We start from the raw sequence: 16,056 nt of genomic DNA on the forward strand, positions 1-16,056 counted from the left end.
CTGCTGTATTGCGTGAGTTGCCATGTGAGGTGGCTGTGAAAGTGGCGTGGCCGCCTCAGCCGAAGCGGTAGGCGGACAGCTGCGTCTTGAGCACTTGTTCCGAATAGATCTTGCGGCCCTTGTCCTTCCCCGCGGCGCCGGCGGCGACCATCAGCGGGATCAGGTGCTCTTCGTCGCCCGGCGGGTGGCACTGAGGCGCATGGGGTGCCCGAGCCCAGTCGCCAAGCGCGGCGTGGCGCCGATCCGGCTCAGCCTCCACGGTCTGAGTCAGCCAGTCATCAAAGGCCTCGGAGGGTGCGGTAAAACGCGCATCCCCGTAGCCGCGCATGTTGTGGAAGCTCATGCCGCTGCCGACGATCAGTACACCTTCATCACGCAGCGACGCCAAGGCCTCGCCAGCGGCGAGATGGGCCGCGGGATCGAGATCATCGCGCAGCGACAACTGCACTACGGGGATATCCGCCTCGGGGAACATCAGCTTCAGCGGCACGAACATACCGTGATCGAACCCCCGCTCGGTGTCCCGTTGGCTGGCCAGACCGGCTTGAGAGAGCAGCCTGTCGACCTGCTCTGCCAGGGCCGGCGCGCCGGGGGCCGGGTAGGTGAGCTCATAGGTGTGGTCAGGAAACCCGTGGTAATCGTAGATCAGCTCGGGGTATTCACCCGCGCTCACGCGAAAGCCGGGGGTTCGCCAGTGGGCGGAGACCATCAGGATCGCGCGGGGGCGGGCCGGCAGCGAGGCGGCCACGCCCTTGAGGAAGCCTGCCATGCCTTCCCAGGTGCCGGGCGGGTTCCAGTCCATGAAGAAGCACGGGCCGGCGCCGTGGGGAATGAACAGCACCGGCTGGGTGGTTGAATCAGGGGGCGATACGCTCGCGTTGGTCATCGTGTAATTCCTTGGGCCATGCGGCCCGGTGAATACTTAGGTAGGTAATACTGTATCCTCACTCCCTTAGTAAGAGAATATGGTATTTTATGCAAACACCTTTAACTATGAGTGCGAAATAGATGCTGGACCGTTTTACGGGGATGCGGGTCTTTACCCAAGCGGCAACCCACGGCAGCCTATCGGCGGCGGGACGCGCGCTGGGCATGTCGCCGGCTATGGCCACCAAGCACATGGATGCCCTGGAGGCCCGGCTGGGCGTCAAGCTACTGCATCGCACCACCCGACGGCTGACGTTGACGGACGCCGGCACCGACTATCTCGAGGCCTGCCGGCGCATCCTGCAGGAACTCGACGAGGCGGAGTCGGAAGTGGCCGCCCAGAGAGTCGAAGCGGTCGGGCGGCTGCGCATGAATGTACCGCTCTCCTTCGGCGTGCGCTTCATCGCGCCACTGCTACCCGCGTTCCACCGTCGCTATCCAAAGGTGGAGGTCGAACTGGGCCTGAGCGATGCCCAGCACGGCCTGATCCAGGAAGGCTGGGACCTGGCGATCCGCATCGGTCATCTTGCCGACAGCTCGCTCAAGGCGCGACGGCTGGGCGACTGCCCGATGCGGGTATGTGCCGCGCCGGACTATCTGGAACGATACGGCACGCCGGGGGGCGTCGCCGAACTATCCGGCCATAACTGTCTGAGCTATACCCTGTCGCCCTCTCAGAGAGAGGGGACCTGGAGCTTCGGTCGCGAGGGCGACATTCAGGTGCCTGTGCAAGGCGATCTCAAAGCCAACAATGGTGATGCATTATTGGCGGCGGCGCTTGGCGGGCAGGGCGTGATCTATCAGCCGAACTTCATCGTGGGGGAGGCCCTGGCGCGCGGTACCCTGGTGGCCCTGGAACTCGACCAGCCCACGCTCGACCTGGGCGGCTTGCATGTGCTGTTTCCCCCCGACCGGCGCCCACCAGCCAAGGTCAGGGCGATGATCGATTACTTGGTTGAGGCATTTGCGCAGTCCTCCTGCCAGACCCCGTCTCTGACAACTAGGGAAAGCTCGGCCAGTGTAAGGAGACTCCGTGACCAGCCCGACTGATAACATTCTCCATCTGCCGGACTTCCAAGGACGATAGCATTCTGGAGAATCGCGCCATTTGGTTCTTGAACACAGGGCCACAGGGCCCAGAGGAGGCCGTTCAATACCTGGCGGTGATCCCGCCCTGGCAAGCTCATCGTCTGGAGCGGCGAGACGATGTCCTCGATCAGCGACCAGCTGGTCAACAGGAAAGCGCACTTGTTCAAAGCGATTGCCCGCTTGCTCAGAACTCCCGTGCATAATGCATGCTTTGTCCGGAAAACGATCATTAGGCGGCCAACCCGGACAATGTCCGAGAATAGACTTGTTTGATGGGTTTTCGGACAATAAGATAGGCGGACGGATTAACGGACAAAAGGGGCGGTCAATGGCGCTGATCGGCTATGCGCGGGTCTCGACGGCGGAGCAGGATACCGCCTTGCAGACGGATGCGCTTCGCAAGGCGGGGTGCGAGCGGATCTTCGATGACACTGTCTCCGGGGCCAAGGCGGATCGACCGGGCCTGACGGCCGCGTTGGAGTTTCTACGCGACGGGGATGTGCTGGTCGTGTGGCGACTGGATCGACTGGGACGCTCGCTGCCGCATCTGATCGAGGTCGTCAGTGCCCTGGAGGCGCGGGGTATCGGGTTCCGGTCGCTGACCGAAGCCATCGACACCACCACGCCCGGTGGGCGGCTGATCTTCCATGTGTTCGGTGCCCTGGGGCAGTTTGAGCGTGACCTGATCCGGGATCGTACCAGGGCGGGACTGGCCGCTGCCGCCGCTCGCGGGCGCAAAGGGGGACGCAAGCCTGTCGTCACCGAGGACAAATTGAAGCGGGCAAGGGAGTACCTGGCCAACGGGCTGAACGTCCGCGAGGCCGCCGCACGGATCAAGGTCAGCAAGACGGCCCTCTACGCCGCCTTGAAGGCCAGCCAGCCCGATATCCACGATAAGGCCGAAAAGGCGGACGACCTTACAAGATGACGGCCGCCAAGCAGCGGATTGCGCCATGTCGGTCGCCATGCGGGCTGTGCGGACATGGCGTAGGGTGTTACCGAAACAGGCTTTGGGAACAAGCGTCGCCGATTGCGCCGCGGGAGTGGCGTCGCCGTTGAGCATAGGAGTGCCGAATATGAGGGTCGCCCAGTCTCTGAAACACGTCCTGCATCATTACCTCTTCTCGTTGCGGGGCCGCCTGCTGTTGGGGGTCGTGGTGATCTGGACGCTGCTGAGCATGACACTACTGGCCTTCGGCTGGCAGTCCGGCACCCTGCTGGTCGAGGAATCCAACCGCGTGCATCTGCGGTATGAGGCGGAGCTGATCCGCAACGACATCACGCATGAGATCGAGCAGCGTCTGGAGGTACTGGAGCGCCTGGCCGGGCTGTATCCCGACGCCTCGCCGGGAATGCTGGCCCGGGGTAACCATGACCCCTTGCTCGCCCTCTTCGAGGGCCTGATTCTGGTCGATGCCGAGAACATCGTCGTCGATGACTGGCCGACGCTTGAAGGTCGCCGCGGCCAGGACATCGGCTATCGGTCCTATGCGCGCTTCATGCGCAACGTGCAGCGCCCGCATGTCAGTGAACCCTTCGTCGGAGCGGTCTCCGGCAAGCCCATGGTCATGATGCTGGTACCGCGCCACACGGAGCAGGGCCGCTACACGGGCTTCGTGGGTGGCCTGGTGGAGATCGCCCGCAGCGAGCTGTTCGAGGGGTTCCAGCGCCTCCGGCTGGGCGACGAGGGCCATGTGGTGATCGCCACGGCCTCGGGCCGGCTGCTCTATCACCCCGACCAGCGGCAAGACCTGCCAACGCTGGAGGACGTGGCGCGCGACCCCTGGCTCGATCTGGCGCGCGATGGCTGGCAGGGCGAGGCCAGTGGCAACCTGCTTGGAAGCAGCGCGGGCCTGACGGCCTATCGCCAGATTTGGCCCGCCGACTGGATACTGGGTCTCTACCTGCCCCTCGATCAGGTCTATACCCCCCTGGCAAACGTCATGGAGCGCATTACGTGGCGGGGCTGGTGGGTGTTGGGGCTGTTGCTGCCGATGATGGCGGCCGTGATCTGGCTGACCCTGCGGCCACTGACGCGCCTGGCCCAGCAGCTCAAGGAGCTGAGCCAAGGCCACCGGCGCTCCCTTCAGATCGCCACCCGCCTGTCCGAGCTGCGCAACGTCATCGACGTCTTCAATGAGGTGGAGCATGGCCGTCTGAAGGCCATGGAAGACCTGCAACAGCGTAAGGCATTCCTGAAAGGTATCCTGGCCGCCTCGCCCCAGGGCATGTTCGTCACCGACACCCAGGGAAACCTGACTTTCGTCAATCAGGCACTGAGACAACTGCTGGGGATCACGCCGCCGGTCCACCTGCCGACCTGGGCCCAGCGTATCCACGAAGAGGATCGCAAACCGGTGGTGGCCGCCTGGCAGGCGAGCCTTCTCCGGCACCAGGACGTCGCGCGCCAGTTTCTCTACTACGGCGAGCATGGTGAGCTGTACTGGTTGGACGTCCACGCCACTGCGATCCGGGTGGACGGCGAGATCATCGGCCAGGTGGGGGTCGTACGCGATATCACCCAGCGTCAGCACGAGGATGCCCTGCGCCGCTGGGAAGCGGAGCACGATCCGCTGACCGGCCTGCTCAACCGCCGCGGTTTCGAGCGCCGGCTGGAGGAAGCCTTTGCCGCTTGGAAAAAAGCCGGCACCCAGTCGGCCCTGCTGATGTTCGATCTGGACCATTTCAAGGCCATCAACGACGCAGGCGGTCACGCCCTGGGCGACAGCATGCTCCGCGAGGTGGCGGCCGCGATGAGCGCGGAAACGCGCAGCAGCGACCATGCCGCCCGCCAGGGGGGCGACGAGTTCGCCATTCTGCTGCCTGGCTGCGAGTTCTCCCAGGCCATGCGCATTGCCGAGTCGCTGCGAGCGCGCATTGCGGCCAAGGGTCTGGAACACAACGGCCGCACGTGGAAAGTGACGGCCAGCATCGGGGTGAGCAACTTCCAATGGTCGGACCAGAGCGTCGATGACGTGGTAAGGCGTGCCGATGCTGCGAGCTATGCAGTCAAGTCACGGGGGCGAAATGGTGTGGTCAACGCATGACCCTGCCCTGGAGGTAGCCGGCAGGGAAAGGGCAAGACCGAGTGTTACCTATGCCACAGCAGCAAGCCCGGAGGGTGCAATCGACCCCTGACATTCCGTGCAGCCGTCTTCTGAAAATGACACCAGGCCTCCTGATTCGAAACGGCTCTGGTTCGCGAGCGTTGGCATCGCGTCCTACATTGTGTGAAAACGACGGGTTGGGAAAGAGGGGTTGGGAAAGAGGGGTTGGCAGCGATTCGGTCGTTGCCAACCTTTTGCGTTTTACCGATCGAGTATGCGTGGTCCACAGGAGAGACGTGATGAAGATTCACTGGCAGGGCGACCGCCTGGTCGTTGCCGAGGGCGATATCACCCGCTTCGAGGGCGATGCGATCGTCAATGCCGCCAACAAGAGTCTGCAGGGCGGTGGCGGCGTCGATGGCGCGATCCATCGCGCGGCGGGGCCGGACCTTCTCGAGGCGTGCCGCGAGTTGCGACGCACGACCTGGCCGGAGGGGCTACCGGTGGGCGAAGTGGCGATGACGCCGGGGTTCCGGCTGCCGGCGTCTCACGTGATCCACACCGTGGGGCCGGTTTTCGCCAAGTCGGAGGATCGCTCCGAGCAGCTGGCCGATTGCTATCGTAATGCGCTGCGCCTGGCGGGAGAGCATCGATTCACGCGGCTGGCGTTTCCGGCCATCTCGACCGGTGTCTACGGTTATCCGGCCGACGCGGCTGCCGCCATCGTGGCCGGCGTGATGCGCGAGTTGCTGCCCACGCTTCCCGACCTCGAGGTGACGCTGCTGTTCTTCTCGGCGAGGGATGTCGATACCTTCCTGGCCCACGGCGTCCCGGCCGGCTGACTGGTGCCGGCGCTTGCCGGCCAGCGTCGAGACCGGGCCGGGGCGGTCTCACTCCTCGGGCTGATACTTGTAGCCGACGCCGTAGACGGAGCGGATGATGTCGCGGTCCGGCCAGACATCGGCGATCTTGCGTCTGAGCTTCTTGACGTGGCTATCGACGGTACGCTCGGAAACGATACGGTGATCGCGATACATGTGATCCATCAACTGGTCGCGGGAGAAGATGCGCCCGGGGCTGTACATCATCACCTTGAGGAGCTGGAACTCGACCGCGGTGAGATTCAGGTCCTCGCTGCCCGCCATCGCGCGCCAGCCGTCTTCGTCCAGCGTCAGGCGGTCGCCTTCGGAGGTGGATTCGTCCGTGCCGGTGGCGCCGTAGCTGCGGCGCAGCACGGCCTTGACACGGGCCACGACCTCCCGGGGGCTGAAGGGTTTACAGATATAGTCGTCGGCGCCCAGCTCGAGTCCCAGCAGGCGATCCACTTCCTCGACACGGGCGGTCAGCATGATCACGGGGATGGCGGGAAATCGCTCGCGGATCTGGCGGCACAGGGTGAGACCATCGGTGCCGGGCAGCATCAGGTCGAGCAGGATCAGCATCGGCTGATTCTCTTCGAGCCACGCCATCACGGCATTGCCGTGATCGATGTGATCGGAAGCGTAGCCGCTCTTCGACAGATAGTCGGCGACCAGGCGTGCAATCTTGGGTTCGTCCTCGACGATCAGAATGGTGTCGTTCATCAAACCGGCTCCCTGTCAGTTGGCGTGGCTGCCGTGGCTACTTGCCGTGGCTACTGAATGGTTCGTTGTATCGTTCGTGTCGTTCGTGTCGTTCGTGTCGCTCGCCGGCCCGCTCCGGGAGCGACGCCTTGGCGGGCGAGCCGCACGAGTGGTCGGCGCGCTCGAGGGAGGCGTCCGCCGTCCGGTCGGCGGGAAGCGCCTGCGGGAACGTCAGCGTCCAGCGCAAACCGCCGAGTGGCGAAACCGAGGGCACCAGCGTGCCGCCCTGCGCTTCGATCAGCGCGTTGGCGATCGACAGTCCCAGGCCGCTGCCACCGCTGCGGCGATTGCGCGACCCTTCCACCCGGTACAGCCGCTCGGTCAGGCGGGGCAGCTCGTCCTCCGGCACGCCGGGGGCGGTGTCCTCCCAGACGACGGTCGCCTGATCGCCACGGCGCTTCAGCGTGACGCGCAGCGTGCCGGGGCTGTCGGTATAGGCGATGGTGTTGGACAGCAGGTTATCCCAAAGCTGACGCAGACGCTGGCTGTCGGCACGCACCCACAGCGGTTCGGTTTCGAGCTGAAGCGCGAGGCCGAGGCTTTCCAGTCTCGGCTGACTGTCCTCGAGGCGCTGTACCAGCGACTCCTCGAGATCCACGGGCACGAGGTGCATGTCCAGCGCGCCGGCGTCGCTCTGGGCCAGCAGGCGCAAGTCCTCGACCAGATGCCCGAGCTGGTCGACCTCCTGCTGCAACGATCCCAGGTTGTCCACCGACAGAGGGCGGATGCCGTCCTGCATGGCTTCGATCTCGCCTCGCAGCACTGCCAGCGGCGTGCGCAGCTCATGGGCGATATCGGCGACCCAGCGCTGGCGCGCGAGACGATTGGCCTCGAGCGTCTCGGCGAGCTGGTTGAAATCCGCCGAGAGACGCGAGAGCTCGTCGCGGCCGCGTTCGGAAAGGCGCACGCTGTAGTCTCCCAGGGTCAGGCGGCGCGTGGCCAGGGTCATGAGCCTGGCACGGCGGCCCAGCCACCAGGCGAGCCCGCCGGCCAGGAGCAGAGAGGCGAGAAACAGCGAACCGACGATGATGGTCAGGTTGCGCTGCTGGCGCTCGAGAAAGATCTGGTCCATTCGCGCCATCAGTCGCTCCGGCGGCAGGTAGCCCAGCTGGCCGACAAGTTTGTTGCCACTGCGGATCGGCACGAAATGGGGCTCCGGCGGCGGCGGAATGTCCAGATCGTCGTCCTGAGGGGGCGGCTTGAGCAGGGGCTCGCCGATCACCGGATTGCTCAGCTCGTCGAGCAGAACGTAGCCGCGGGCATCGGAAAACTGGCGATCGATCCCGCTGGGAGGGCGCTTCTCGCTGGACCAGAGCTGGCTGCGCACCAGACTTTGCCAGGCGCGAGGATTGTCGCGCAGCCACTGCCAGCTGCCGCGCTGTGTCCACTGTTCGCCCAGTGCGTTGGCCAGTGTCTCGGCGCGTGTCGACTGGCTGCGCTCGAGATAGTTGACGAAACCTTCGTCCAGGCTGCGCGAGACGAACACGAACACCAGTCCGCTGATCAAGACGTTGGTGATCAGGATGATGGCGAACAGTTTGATGCCGAGACGCGACAGTCGAGGCCAGTCGCGCCATCTGCTATACGATAAGGACATGGGATCCGGCTTTTTCACGGGCGGTATCGATTCCTCCAGTGTGTCTCAACGCGCAGCAGTGACAGTTCAGACAATGGGCAAAGAAGATGGAGATTGCGAGTGCTTCATCGTTGCTGGTTGCCGTCAGGCATCGGTGGCGCGGGAAACGAGTCGGCCTTTCCACCGGAAGTCCACCGGCCAGTGAGGTTGAGCGCGGGATTGATCGGCGGCGTCGAAGGCGGCCCATAGCGCCCCGAACGTGCGGCCGTCGACCGGATGGGCGTGGGAGGGCAGCAGGTCGGCCAGCGGGTGCAGCACGAAAGCGTAGCGCAGGATGTCTTCGCGCGGCAGGCAGGCGTCGCCATGGCGGCCGACGGCCTCGCCCCACAGCAGCAGGTCGATGTCCAGCGTGCGGGCGACGAACTTGGTCGGGCCGGCGGGCCGGCCATTGTCGCGCTCGATGCGCTTGCAGCGGTCGTTGAGCGCGGTCGGCGACAGCTCGGTCTCGAACGCCACCACCAGATTGTAGAAGGGGCGATCGTCCTCGAAGCCGACTGCGGGACTCTCGTAAACCGGGGAGAGTCGTAGCGGGGCCGGGTCGGCGAGGGTTGCCAGCGCGTCCAGGGCGCGGGTCAGGTGATGCCGGCGTTGGATGTTGCTGCCCAGCCCGAGAACGGCCAGCGGCATCAGTCGGCACTGCGCTCGATGCGAATGCCCACGGCGCGTGCCGCGGCCACGGCGCCGGGCTTGCGCACGGTCAGGCGTAGCTGGCGGACGCCGAATTCGTCGATCAGCAGTGCCGCGACGCGCTCGGCGAAGGTTTCCACCAGGCCGTGGGCGTTGGCGTCGGCGTAATCGGCAAGACGCTGACAGATGGCGGCGTAGTCGAGCGTCCGGTCGAGGTCGTCGTCCCGGGCGGCCGGGCGGATATCGGTGCCGAGTTCCAGATCCAGCTCCAGGCGTTGGCGCACCGTACGTTCCCAGTCATAGACGCCGATGACCGTCTCCAGGCTCAAGCCTTCGATCAATACCTGATCCACGCTAACTCCTCGTCGGCAGCGATGCTTTTGGCGGTGATTGCCATCGGCGGGCCGTTCCCGCTCGACGCAACGGCCATCGATTGTACGCGAGGAGAGTGGCAGAATCAGGGCTCGATGATGACCGCCACGCGGCCAGGGGAGTGTTGTCTTGCCACCGATCCTTGTTACCGGCCTGCTGGTGGGGGCCGGCTATCTCAGCGGTTCGCTGCTCGGGGCGATCTGGGTATGCCGTGCCTGGGGCCTGCGCGATCCTCGCTGGGCGGGCTCGGGGAATCCGGGATTTTCCAATGTGCTGCGTGCCTTCGGCTGGCGGCCGGCGCTGGTGACGCTGACCATCGATGCCGCCAAGGGCATGCCGGTGCTGTGGCTGGCCGGCGCGGCGTCGCTGTCGGTCTGGTCCCAGGGGCTGGTCGGCCTCGGCGTGCTGATCGGGCACAGCTGCCCGGTCTGGCATCGGGGGCGCGGCGGCAAGGCGGTGGCTAGTGCGTTCGGCGTGCTGCTGATGCTGGCGACGCCAGTGGCGCTGATCTGCGCGACCTGCTGGTTCCTGCTCGCCTGGCGGGTGCGCACGGCGGCGGTGGCCTCGCTGGCCACGGCGTTGATGGCGCCGCTGCTGAGTTATTGGCTAGTGCCGCCGATGACGGGCGTCATCTGCGTGTTCTCTCTACTGGTTCTGGCTCGGCACGCCTGGAACATCCGGTTGTGGCGGGAGCGACGCCGCGAAACGCACGAACCAGCGCTGGCCGATCCGTTCGACGAAGAAGATGCCCTGTGCGATCGCCGCGGGCTCAGGCAACAGGACGGCCAGCAGGTCAGACCGCAGGAGGAGTGAGCTCCGCCAGCGGCCAGCGTGGGCGAGGCTGCAGGGTCTGGCTGCGCTGGCCGGCGGCGAGACGCTGCGCGCCGGCGTAGGCGATCATCGCGCCATTGTCGGTACAGAAGTGGCCACGCGGGTAGAACGCCTGGGCGCCCAGTTTGGCGAGTGCCGTATCCAGCGTCTCGCGCAGGCGCCGATTGGCGCTGACGCCACCGGCAACGACCAGGCGTTTCCGCCCGCTCTCCTTGAGGGCGCGCCGGCACTTGATCACCAGCGTGTCGACCACGGCATCCTCGAAGGCGCGGGCGACGTCGGCGCGCGCCTGGGCGTCGAGGGCGTCCTGTTCGCGAAGCGTGCGCAGTGCGGTCAGGGTGTGGGTCTTCAGTCCGGAGAAGCTGAAATCGAGCCCCGGCCGGTCGGTCATCGGGCGGGGAAAGCGAAAGCGCTCGCTGCGCCCCTGCTCGGCCAGCGCGGCCACCTGCGGGCCGCCGGGGTAGGGGAGTTCCAGCATCTTGGCGACCTTGTCGAACGCTTCGCCGGCCGCATCGTCGACGGATTCCCCCAGCAGCCGATAGTCGCCCAGGCCGCGGACGTCCACGAGCTGGGTGTGCCCACCGGAAACCAGCAGGGCGACGAAGGGAAACGCCGGCGGATTCTCCTCCAGCATCGGCGCCAGCAGGTGGCCTTCCATGTGATGCACGCCGAGTACGGGGATTCCGAGTGCGCGCGCCATGCCGTGAGCGGTGCAGGCACCCACCATCAGCGCGCCGACCAGGCCGGGGCCGGCAGTGTAGGCGATGGCATCGAGATCGCGCTTGGCCAACCCGGCCTCGTCGAGCACCTGATCCACCAGTGGCAGCAGCTTGCGGGTGTGATCGCGGGAGGCGAGTTCCGGCACCACGCCGCCAAATTCGGCATGTAGCGCTATCTGACTGTAGAGCGCATCGGCCAGTAGCCCGGCCTCGGTGTCATAGAGGGCGACGCCGGTTTCGTCGCAGGAGGTTTCGATGCCCAGCACGCGCATGATCGGTGTCCGTCGGGGGTCGTGAAGCGAAAAGGGGCGTTAGTTTACGCTGTCGAAAAGCCATTTGCATTGGTTCCGGGGCGCGACTAGAATACTCTGCTCTGTAGAACTGGGTCGTGCGCCTTTAACACGTCCTCGGCTGTCGATCGATCTCGTGAGACAGATCTGGGCCGGGAAGATCCGGATAGCGAAACGTCAGGATTCGAAGCCTTTCGCGGCGTTGTCTCGAATTTCTCGGGTCGTGCGTTCAAAAGGGCGTGCGTTCAAACCGAACTCAATTCCCAAGGTAGGTGAGTGCTTCATGCCCGCTGTTAAAGTACGTGATAACGAGCCGTTCGACGTCGCGCTGCGTCGCTTCAAACGCTCCTGCGAAAAAGCCGGAGTCCTGTCCGAAGTCCGCCGTCGCGAAACTTACGAAAAGCCCACTGCAGTCCGCAAGCGTAAAGCCGCGGCTGCCGTGAAGCGTCATGCCAAGAAGTTGCAGCGTGAGCGTAAGCGTTTCGAACGCTTGTATTGATCCGTACTGCGGGTGACTTCGGTCACCCCAGAGGGACGATCAAACGGCCGCCGTTCAGGTGGCCGTTTGTTTTTGTTCCGCTGCCATTGCGCCAACGTCCATGGGATCAAGATCCATGTCGGCGCGGATGCAGTGTTTTCTTGCCTGTCCTATCTTCAGCTGGATATCTCTCCATGACAGGCATGGCAGTTCGCAGCCTGGCCTGCGAGCGGATCCCCCGAGAGCGTCTGATGATATGGCCGGACAGATTTCCCAACGTTTCATCGATGACCTGTTGGCCCGTACCGACATCGTCGATGTGATTTCCGAGCGGGTGCAGCTCAAGAAAAGCGGGCGCAACCACAGCGGCCTCTGCCCGTTCCATCAGGAAAACTCCCCGTCGTTCACGGTAAGCCACGACAAGCAGTTCTATCACTGCTTCGGCTGCAGCGCGCACGGCAATGCGCTGCGGTTTCTGATGGAGTTCGACAATCTGCGCTTTCCCGAAGCGGTCGAGCAGTTGGCATCCCGGGCAGGTATGCAGGTCGAGCGGGAAGGCGGCGAGGATCCGGGAGCGCGTCAGCGTCAGCAGAAGCGTGAAGAGGGCGTCAATCTGCTGGAGCTGGCTTCGCGCTTCTTTCGCGAGCGCCTGGCGCTCGGCGGCGGACGCCAGGCCCGGGAGTATCTCGATCGTCGCGGCCTGAGCCAGGAGATCATCCGGGATTTCGGCATCGGTTACGCCGAGGACGAGTGGGAGTCGCTCAAGCGCTATCTGCTGCAACAGGGCATCAGCGAAGCGGTCCAGGTCGAGTACGGGCTGCTGGTGCACCGCGAAGAGACCGGACGCACCTACGATCGGTTTCGTGACCGGGTGATGTTTCCGATTCGCGACTGGAAAGGCCGCACCATCGCCTTCGGTGGCAGGGTGCTGGGCGATGCCAAGCCCAAGTATCTCAATTCGCCGGAGACGCCGGTCTTTCACAAGGGACGCGAACTCTACGGACTGTTCGAGGCGCGTCAGGCCAATCGGCAGCTCTCCCGGGTTCTGGTGGTCGAAGGCTACATGGATGTGGTCGCGCTGGCGCAGTTCGGCATTCGCAACGCCTGCGCCACCCTGGGTACGGCGCTGACGACGGACCATCTGCAGCGGCTGTTCCGGCTGGTCGACGAGGTGGTGTTCTGCTTCGATGGCGACAACGCCGGCCGTCAGGCTGCGCGTCGCTCGTTGCAGACGGCGCTGCCGTCGATGATCGATGGGCGGCAGGTGCGATTCCTGTTCCTGCCCGAGGGCGAAGACCCCGATACGGTGGTTCGCCAGGAAGGTCAGGAGGCGTTCGAGAAGCGCATCACCTGCGCCAGCCCCCTGTCGGAGTTTCTGTTCGAGCAGGCGGCGGAAGGGCGTGATCTCAAGCAGGTGGAAGGGCGCGAGCGCTTCGTGACGGCGGTGCTGGACGCCCTGAAACTTTTACCGGAAGGCGTGCTCAAATCGCTGCTGGTCAAGGAGCTGTCGGTCAGAAGCGGGATAGACCAGTCGCACTTCGCCGGCTGGCTGGAGAAGCACGCGATGCCTGAGCCGCGCCAGGCGATGACGCCGGACGCTGGCTACGAAGCGCTGATGATGACCTCGGATGGCGATATCGACGCCACTTCAGACCCGGGCGTGACGGTCGATAATAGCAATAATCGTGCAAGGCGGCGCGGACTCCCGGCATCTCGCCCAGGAACTGCTACGCTTTCTCTGAGCATTCCGGCTCGGATATTGCATCTGTTGTTGCACGAACCGGGATTGGTCGAGGGGCTGCCGGAGACGGTCGAGTGGTGTCCGATCGAAGCATCCGATGGGCGCTTGTGCCGCGAAGTGGTGCAGTTGTTGCGCGCCGGACGCTATCGCAGCCCCCAGGTACTACTGGCTCACTTCCACGGCAGCGCGGACGGTGAGCGCCTCGATCAGCTGGCGCGTCGTGAACTGGAAATTCCGCGCGACGTTCGGGCCAGTGAGCTGGAAAGCTGGGTACGTTATCTCGAGCGCGAGAGCGCTCGTTTGACGCCGGTGGAGGAGTACCGCCAGTTACTGGAAAAGAGCCGTCAACCGGGAGCACTCAGCAGCGCGGACAAGCAGCGCCTGAGAGAGCTGATCGGAAAGTTGGCCGAAGGGCCGTGAATCATGAAGTTCGTAGGGCACGAAACGTCGCGAATAAGGTCAGGACTACTAGGCAAGGAAGCGTGAAGTGGTCAATCGGTAAGGTTATCAACCGAGAGCGCGGTCGAAAGGTTGAAATGGCGGTGATCGCCACCAAATAGGTTAACCAAGCACACTAGCACACCTGGCAGGCAAGGTAATAGAAGCTGGCAGCAAAAAGCGGGGGCGCGCTATACTAGCCGGCTTTTGGGTCGTCGCGCCGTCGCCCCCAGGTGCTTCATTCTTCTTCGTCGAGTAGGGTTTCTATGGCTGGAAATGCGCAGCAGTCACGTTTGAAGGAGCTGATCGCACGCGGCAAAGAGCAGGGTTTCCTGACTTATGCCGAAGTGAACGATCATCTCCCCGAAGATATCGCTGATCCGGATCAGGTGGAAGACATTATCTCCATGATCAACGACATGGGGATCAATGTCGTCGAGGAGGCGCCTGATGAAGACACGCTGATGATGTCCGACGATTCCACCGACGAATCCGCGGCGGAAGAGGCCGTGGCGGCGTTGGCGGCAGTGGAGAGCGATGTCGGACGTACGACCGACCCGGTGCGCATGTACATGCGCGAGATGGGCACGGTGGAGCTGCTGACCCGCGAAGGCGAAATCCTGATTGCCAAGCGCATCGAGGAAGGCCTGCGGGAAGTCATGTCTTCCCTGGCCTATCTGCCCGGCGCGGTGGATTCCATTCTCGACGTCTACGATCAGACCCAGGACGAGGAAGCCCCCGGGCGCCTCTCGGATCTGTTCTCCGGTTTCATCGATCCTGACGAAGGGATCCCGGGGGTTGCCGAAGTCGAGATGCCGGAAGAAGTCGAAGCCGACATCAGCGGCGATGAAGACGACGAGGACAGCGAAGACGACGACAGCGCGAGCGAAGGCGGCCCCGACCCCGAAGAGGCACGGGTGCGCTTCGAGCAGATTCGCGATCAGAACGAAGCGGCCAAGGCGGCTATCGAGAAGCACGGGCGCGGCTCCGAAGAAGCCAATGTCGAGCAGGCGCGTCTGGCCGAGCTGTTCTCGCCGATCAAGCTGTCGCCCAAGCATTTCGAGCGCCTGGTCGGCCAGGTACGGATCAGTGTCGATCAGGTACGGAGTCAGGAAAAGGCGATCATGCAGGTGTTCGTCAAGCAGGGCAAAGTGCCGCGCAAGACGTTCATCAGCTCGTTTCTGGGCAACGAAACCGCCGAAGGCTGGTTCGACGAATTCATCGCCAAGAACGGCAAGTATGCCGATCGTCTCGAACCGTTCCGCGGTGACGTTCAGCGCGCCCAGCGCAAGATCGGTTTCGAGCAGGAAATGGTGTTGCTCAATGTCGGCCAGTTGAAGGAAGTCAACCGCCGTCTCTCCATCGGCGAAGCCAAGGCGCGTCGTGCCAAGAAAGAGATGGTCGAAGCCAACCTGCGTCTGGTCATCTCGATCGCCAAGAAGTACACCAACCGCGGCCTGCAGTTCCTGGATCTGATCCAGGAGGGCAACATCGGCCTGATGAAGGCGGTGGACAAGTTCGAGTACCGCCGTGGCTACAAGTTCTCCACGTATGCCACCTGGTGGATTCGCCAGGCGATCACGCGCTCCATCGCCGACCAGGCCCGCACCATCCGTATTCCGGTGCACATGATCGAGACGATCAACAAGCTCAACCGCGTATCGCGTCAGATGCTGCAGGAGATGGGCCGCGAGCCCACTCCGGAAGAGCTGGGCGAGCGTCTCGAGATGCCGGAAGACAAGGTGCGCAAGGTGCTCAAGATCGCCAAGGAGCCGATCTCCATGGAGACGCCCATCGGTGATGACGAAGACTCGCACCTGGGCGACTTCATCGAAGACAGCACCATGGTGCTGCCGATCGACTCCGCTACCGGCGAGGGTCTGATCGAGGCGACTCGTAACGTCCTCGGCGGCCTGACCGCGCGCGAAGCCAAGGTGCTGCGCATGCGCTTCGGCATCGACATGAACACCGACCACACGCTGGAAGAGGTTGGCAAGCAGTTCGACGTCACCCGCGAGCGTATCCGTCAGATCGAAGCCAAGGCGTTACGCAAGCTGCGTCATCCGTCGCGCTCCGAACCGCTGCGCTCGTTTCTCGACGAATAGAACATAGCCGCGAGCCACGGGCTTCGAGCAAAAGCTAGTTGCCTTGCTATGCGGAGTGGTTTGATTTTGGCTTTGAATAAAAAATGTCAGCGACGCTAGCGTCGCTGATATTTTTTTGTTCAAGGACAGCATCC

General features: G+C 63.9%; 14 protein-coding genes. 8 read left to right on the top strand and 6 right to left on the bottom strand.

Annotated features, from left to right (window positions below):
• Positions 1–55: 55 nt before the first annotated feature.
• Complete coding sequence (locus R3F72_RS03705; RefSeq protein ID WP_087718286.1) at positions 56–886, bottom strand: DODA-type extradiol aromatic ring-opening family dioxygenase; 831 nt, start codon at positions 884–886, stop codon at positions 56–58.
• A gap of 122 nt (positions 887–1,008) precedes the next feature.
• Here R3F72_RS03705 and R3F72_RS03710 point away from each other — a divergent pair, with 122 nt between their 5' ends.
• The 4 genes from R3F72_RS03710 (at position 1,009) to R3F72_RS03725 (ending at position 5,905) form a co-directional block, all read left to right on the top strand.
• Positions 1,009–1,977 (top strand): LysR family transcriptional regulator, encoded by a 969-nt coding sequence (locus tag R3F72_RS03710; protein WP_087718285.1) that lies wholly within the window; start codon positions 1,009–1,011, stop codon positions 1,975–1,977.
• A 367-nt stretch (positions 1,978–2,344) separates the two neighbouring features.
• The gene (locus R3F72_RS03715; RefSeq protein WP_087718284.1) at positions 2,345–2,944 is read left to right on the top strand and encodes a recombinase family protein; all 600 of its coding nucleotides are present in this window, start codon (positions 2,345–2,347) and stop codon (positions 2,942–2,944) included.
• A 148-nt stretch (positions 2,945–3,092) separates the two neighbouring features.
• Positions 3,093–5,063, top strand: a complete 1,971-nt coding sequence (locus R3F72_RS03720; protein ID WP_332778947.1) for a sensor domain-containing diguanylate cyclase — start codon at positions 3,093–3,095, stop codon at positions 5,061–5,063.
• A gap of 299 nt (positions 5,064–5,362) precedes the next feature.
• Positions 5,363–5,905, top strand: a complete 543-nt coding sequence (locus R3F72_RS03725) for an O-acetyl-ADP-ribose deacetylase (protein WP_087718282.1) — start codon at positions 5,363–5,365, stop codon at positions 5,903–5,905.
• A gap of 48 nt (positions 5,906–5,953) precedes the next feature.
• Here the strand turns inward: R3F72_RS03725 and R3F72_RS03730 are convergent, their stop codons facing one another.
• The 4 genes from R3F72_RS03730 to folB form a co-directional block, all read right to left on the bottom strand.
• Positions 5,954–6,646: a response regulator gene (locus R3F72_RS03730; RefSeq protein ID WP_087718281.1), complete on the bottom strand. Its 693-nt coding sequence runs from the start codon at positions 6,644–6,646 to the stop codon at positions 5,954–5,956.
• A gap of 37 nt (positions 6,647–6,683) precedes the next feature.
• Complete coding sequence (locus R3F72_RS03735; protein WP_332778948.1) at positions 6,684–8,282, bottom strand: ATP-binding protein; 1,599 nt, start codon at positions 8,280–8,282, stop codon at positions 6,684–6,686.
• Between the two features lie 123 nt (positions 8,283–8,405).
• Complete coding sequence (gene folK / locus R3F72_RS03740) at positions 8,406–8,948, bottom strand: 2-amino-4-hydroxy-6-hydroxymethyldihydropteridine diphosphokinase (RefSeq protein ID WP_303856497.1); 543 nt, start codon at positions 8,946–8,948, stop codon at positions 8,406–8,408.
• Positions 8,948–9,301 carry a dihydroneopterin aldolase gene (gene folB / locus R3F72_RS03745; RefSeq protein WP_087718278.1) on the bottom strand — a complete coding sequence of 118 codons (354 nt, stop codon included), beginning with the start codon at positions 9,299–9,301 and terminating at the stop codon, positions 8,948–8,950. The genes folK and folB overlap by 1 nt, the downstream gene beginning before the upstream one ends.
• A 148-nt stretch (positions 9,302–9,449) precedes the next feature.
• On the opposite strand from folB, the gene R3F72_RS03750 reads away from it, so the two are divergent.
• A complete protein-coding gene (locus R3F72_RS03750) occupies positions 9,450–10,133 on the top strand; it encodes a glycerol-3-phosphate acyltransferase (RefSeq protein WP_303856496.1) in 684 nt (227 codons plus the stop codon).
• Here the strand turns inward: R3F72_RS03750 and tsaD are convergent.
• Positions 10,114–11,142 (bottom strand): tRNA (adenosine(37)-N6)-threonylcarbamoyltransferase complex transferase subunit TsaD, encoded by a 1,029-nt coding sequence (gene tsaD / locus R3F72_RS03755; RefSeq protein WP_322528002.1) that lies wholly within the window; start codon positions 11,140–11,142, stop codon positions 10,114–10,116. The genes R3F72_RS03750 and tsaD overlap by 20 nt on opposite strands.
• Positions 11,143–11,443: 301 nt before the next feature.
• Between tsaD and rpsU the strand changes: the two genes are divergently transcribed.
• The 3 genes from rpsU (at position 11,444) to rpoD (ending at position 15,922) form a co-directional block, all read left to right on the top strand.
• Complete coding sequence (rpsU, locus tag R3F72_RS03760) at positions 11,444–11,659, top strand: 30S ribosomal protein S21 (RefSeq protein WP_075560838.1); 216 nt, start codon at positions 11,444–11,446, stop codon at positions 11,657–11,659.
• A 235-nt stretch (positions 11,660–11,894) separates the two neighbouring features.
• Entirely contained in the window at positions 11,895–13,799 is a 1,905-nt protein-coding gene (dnaG, locus tag R3F72_RS03765) for a DNA primase (RefSeq protein WP_087718276.1), read from the top strand.
• 284 nt (positions 13,800–14,083) lie between these two features.
• Positions 14,084–15,922 carry an RNA polymerase sigma factor RpoD gene (rpoD, locus tag R3F72_RS03770; protein ID WP_087718275.1) on the top strand — a complete coding sequence of 613 codons (1,839 nt, stop codon included), beginning with the start codon at positions 14,084–14,086 and terminating at the stop codon, positions 15,920–15,922.
• Positions 15,923–16,056: the final 134 nt, after the last annotated feature.

The sequence above is a fragment of the Salinicola sp. 4072 genome (assembly GCF_036663415.1).
Taxonomy (GTDB): Bacteria; Pseudomonadota; Gammaproteobacteria; order Pseudomonadales; family Halomonadaceae; genus Salinicola; species Salinicola salarius_A.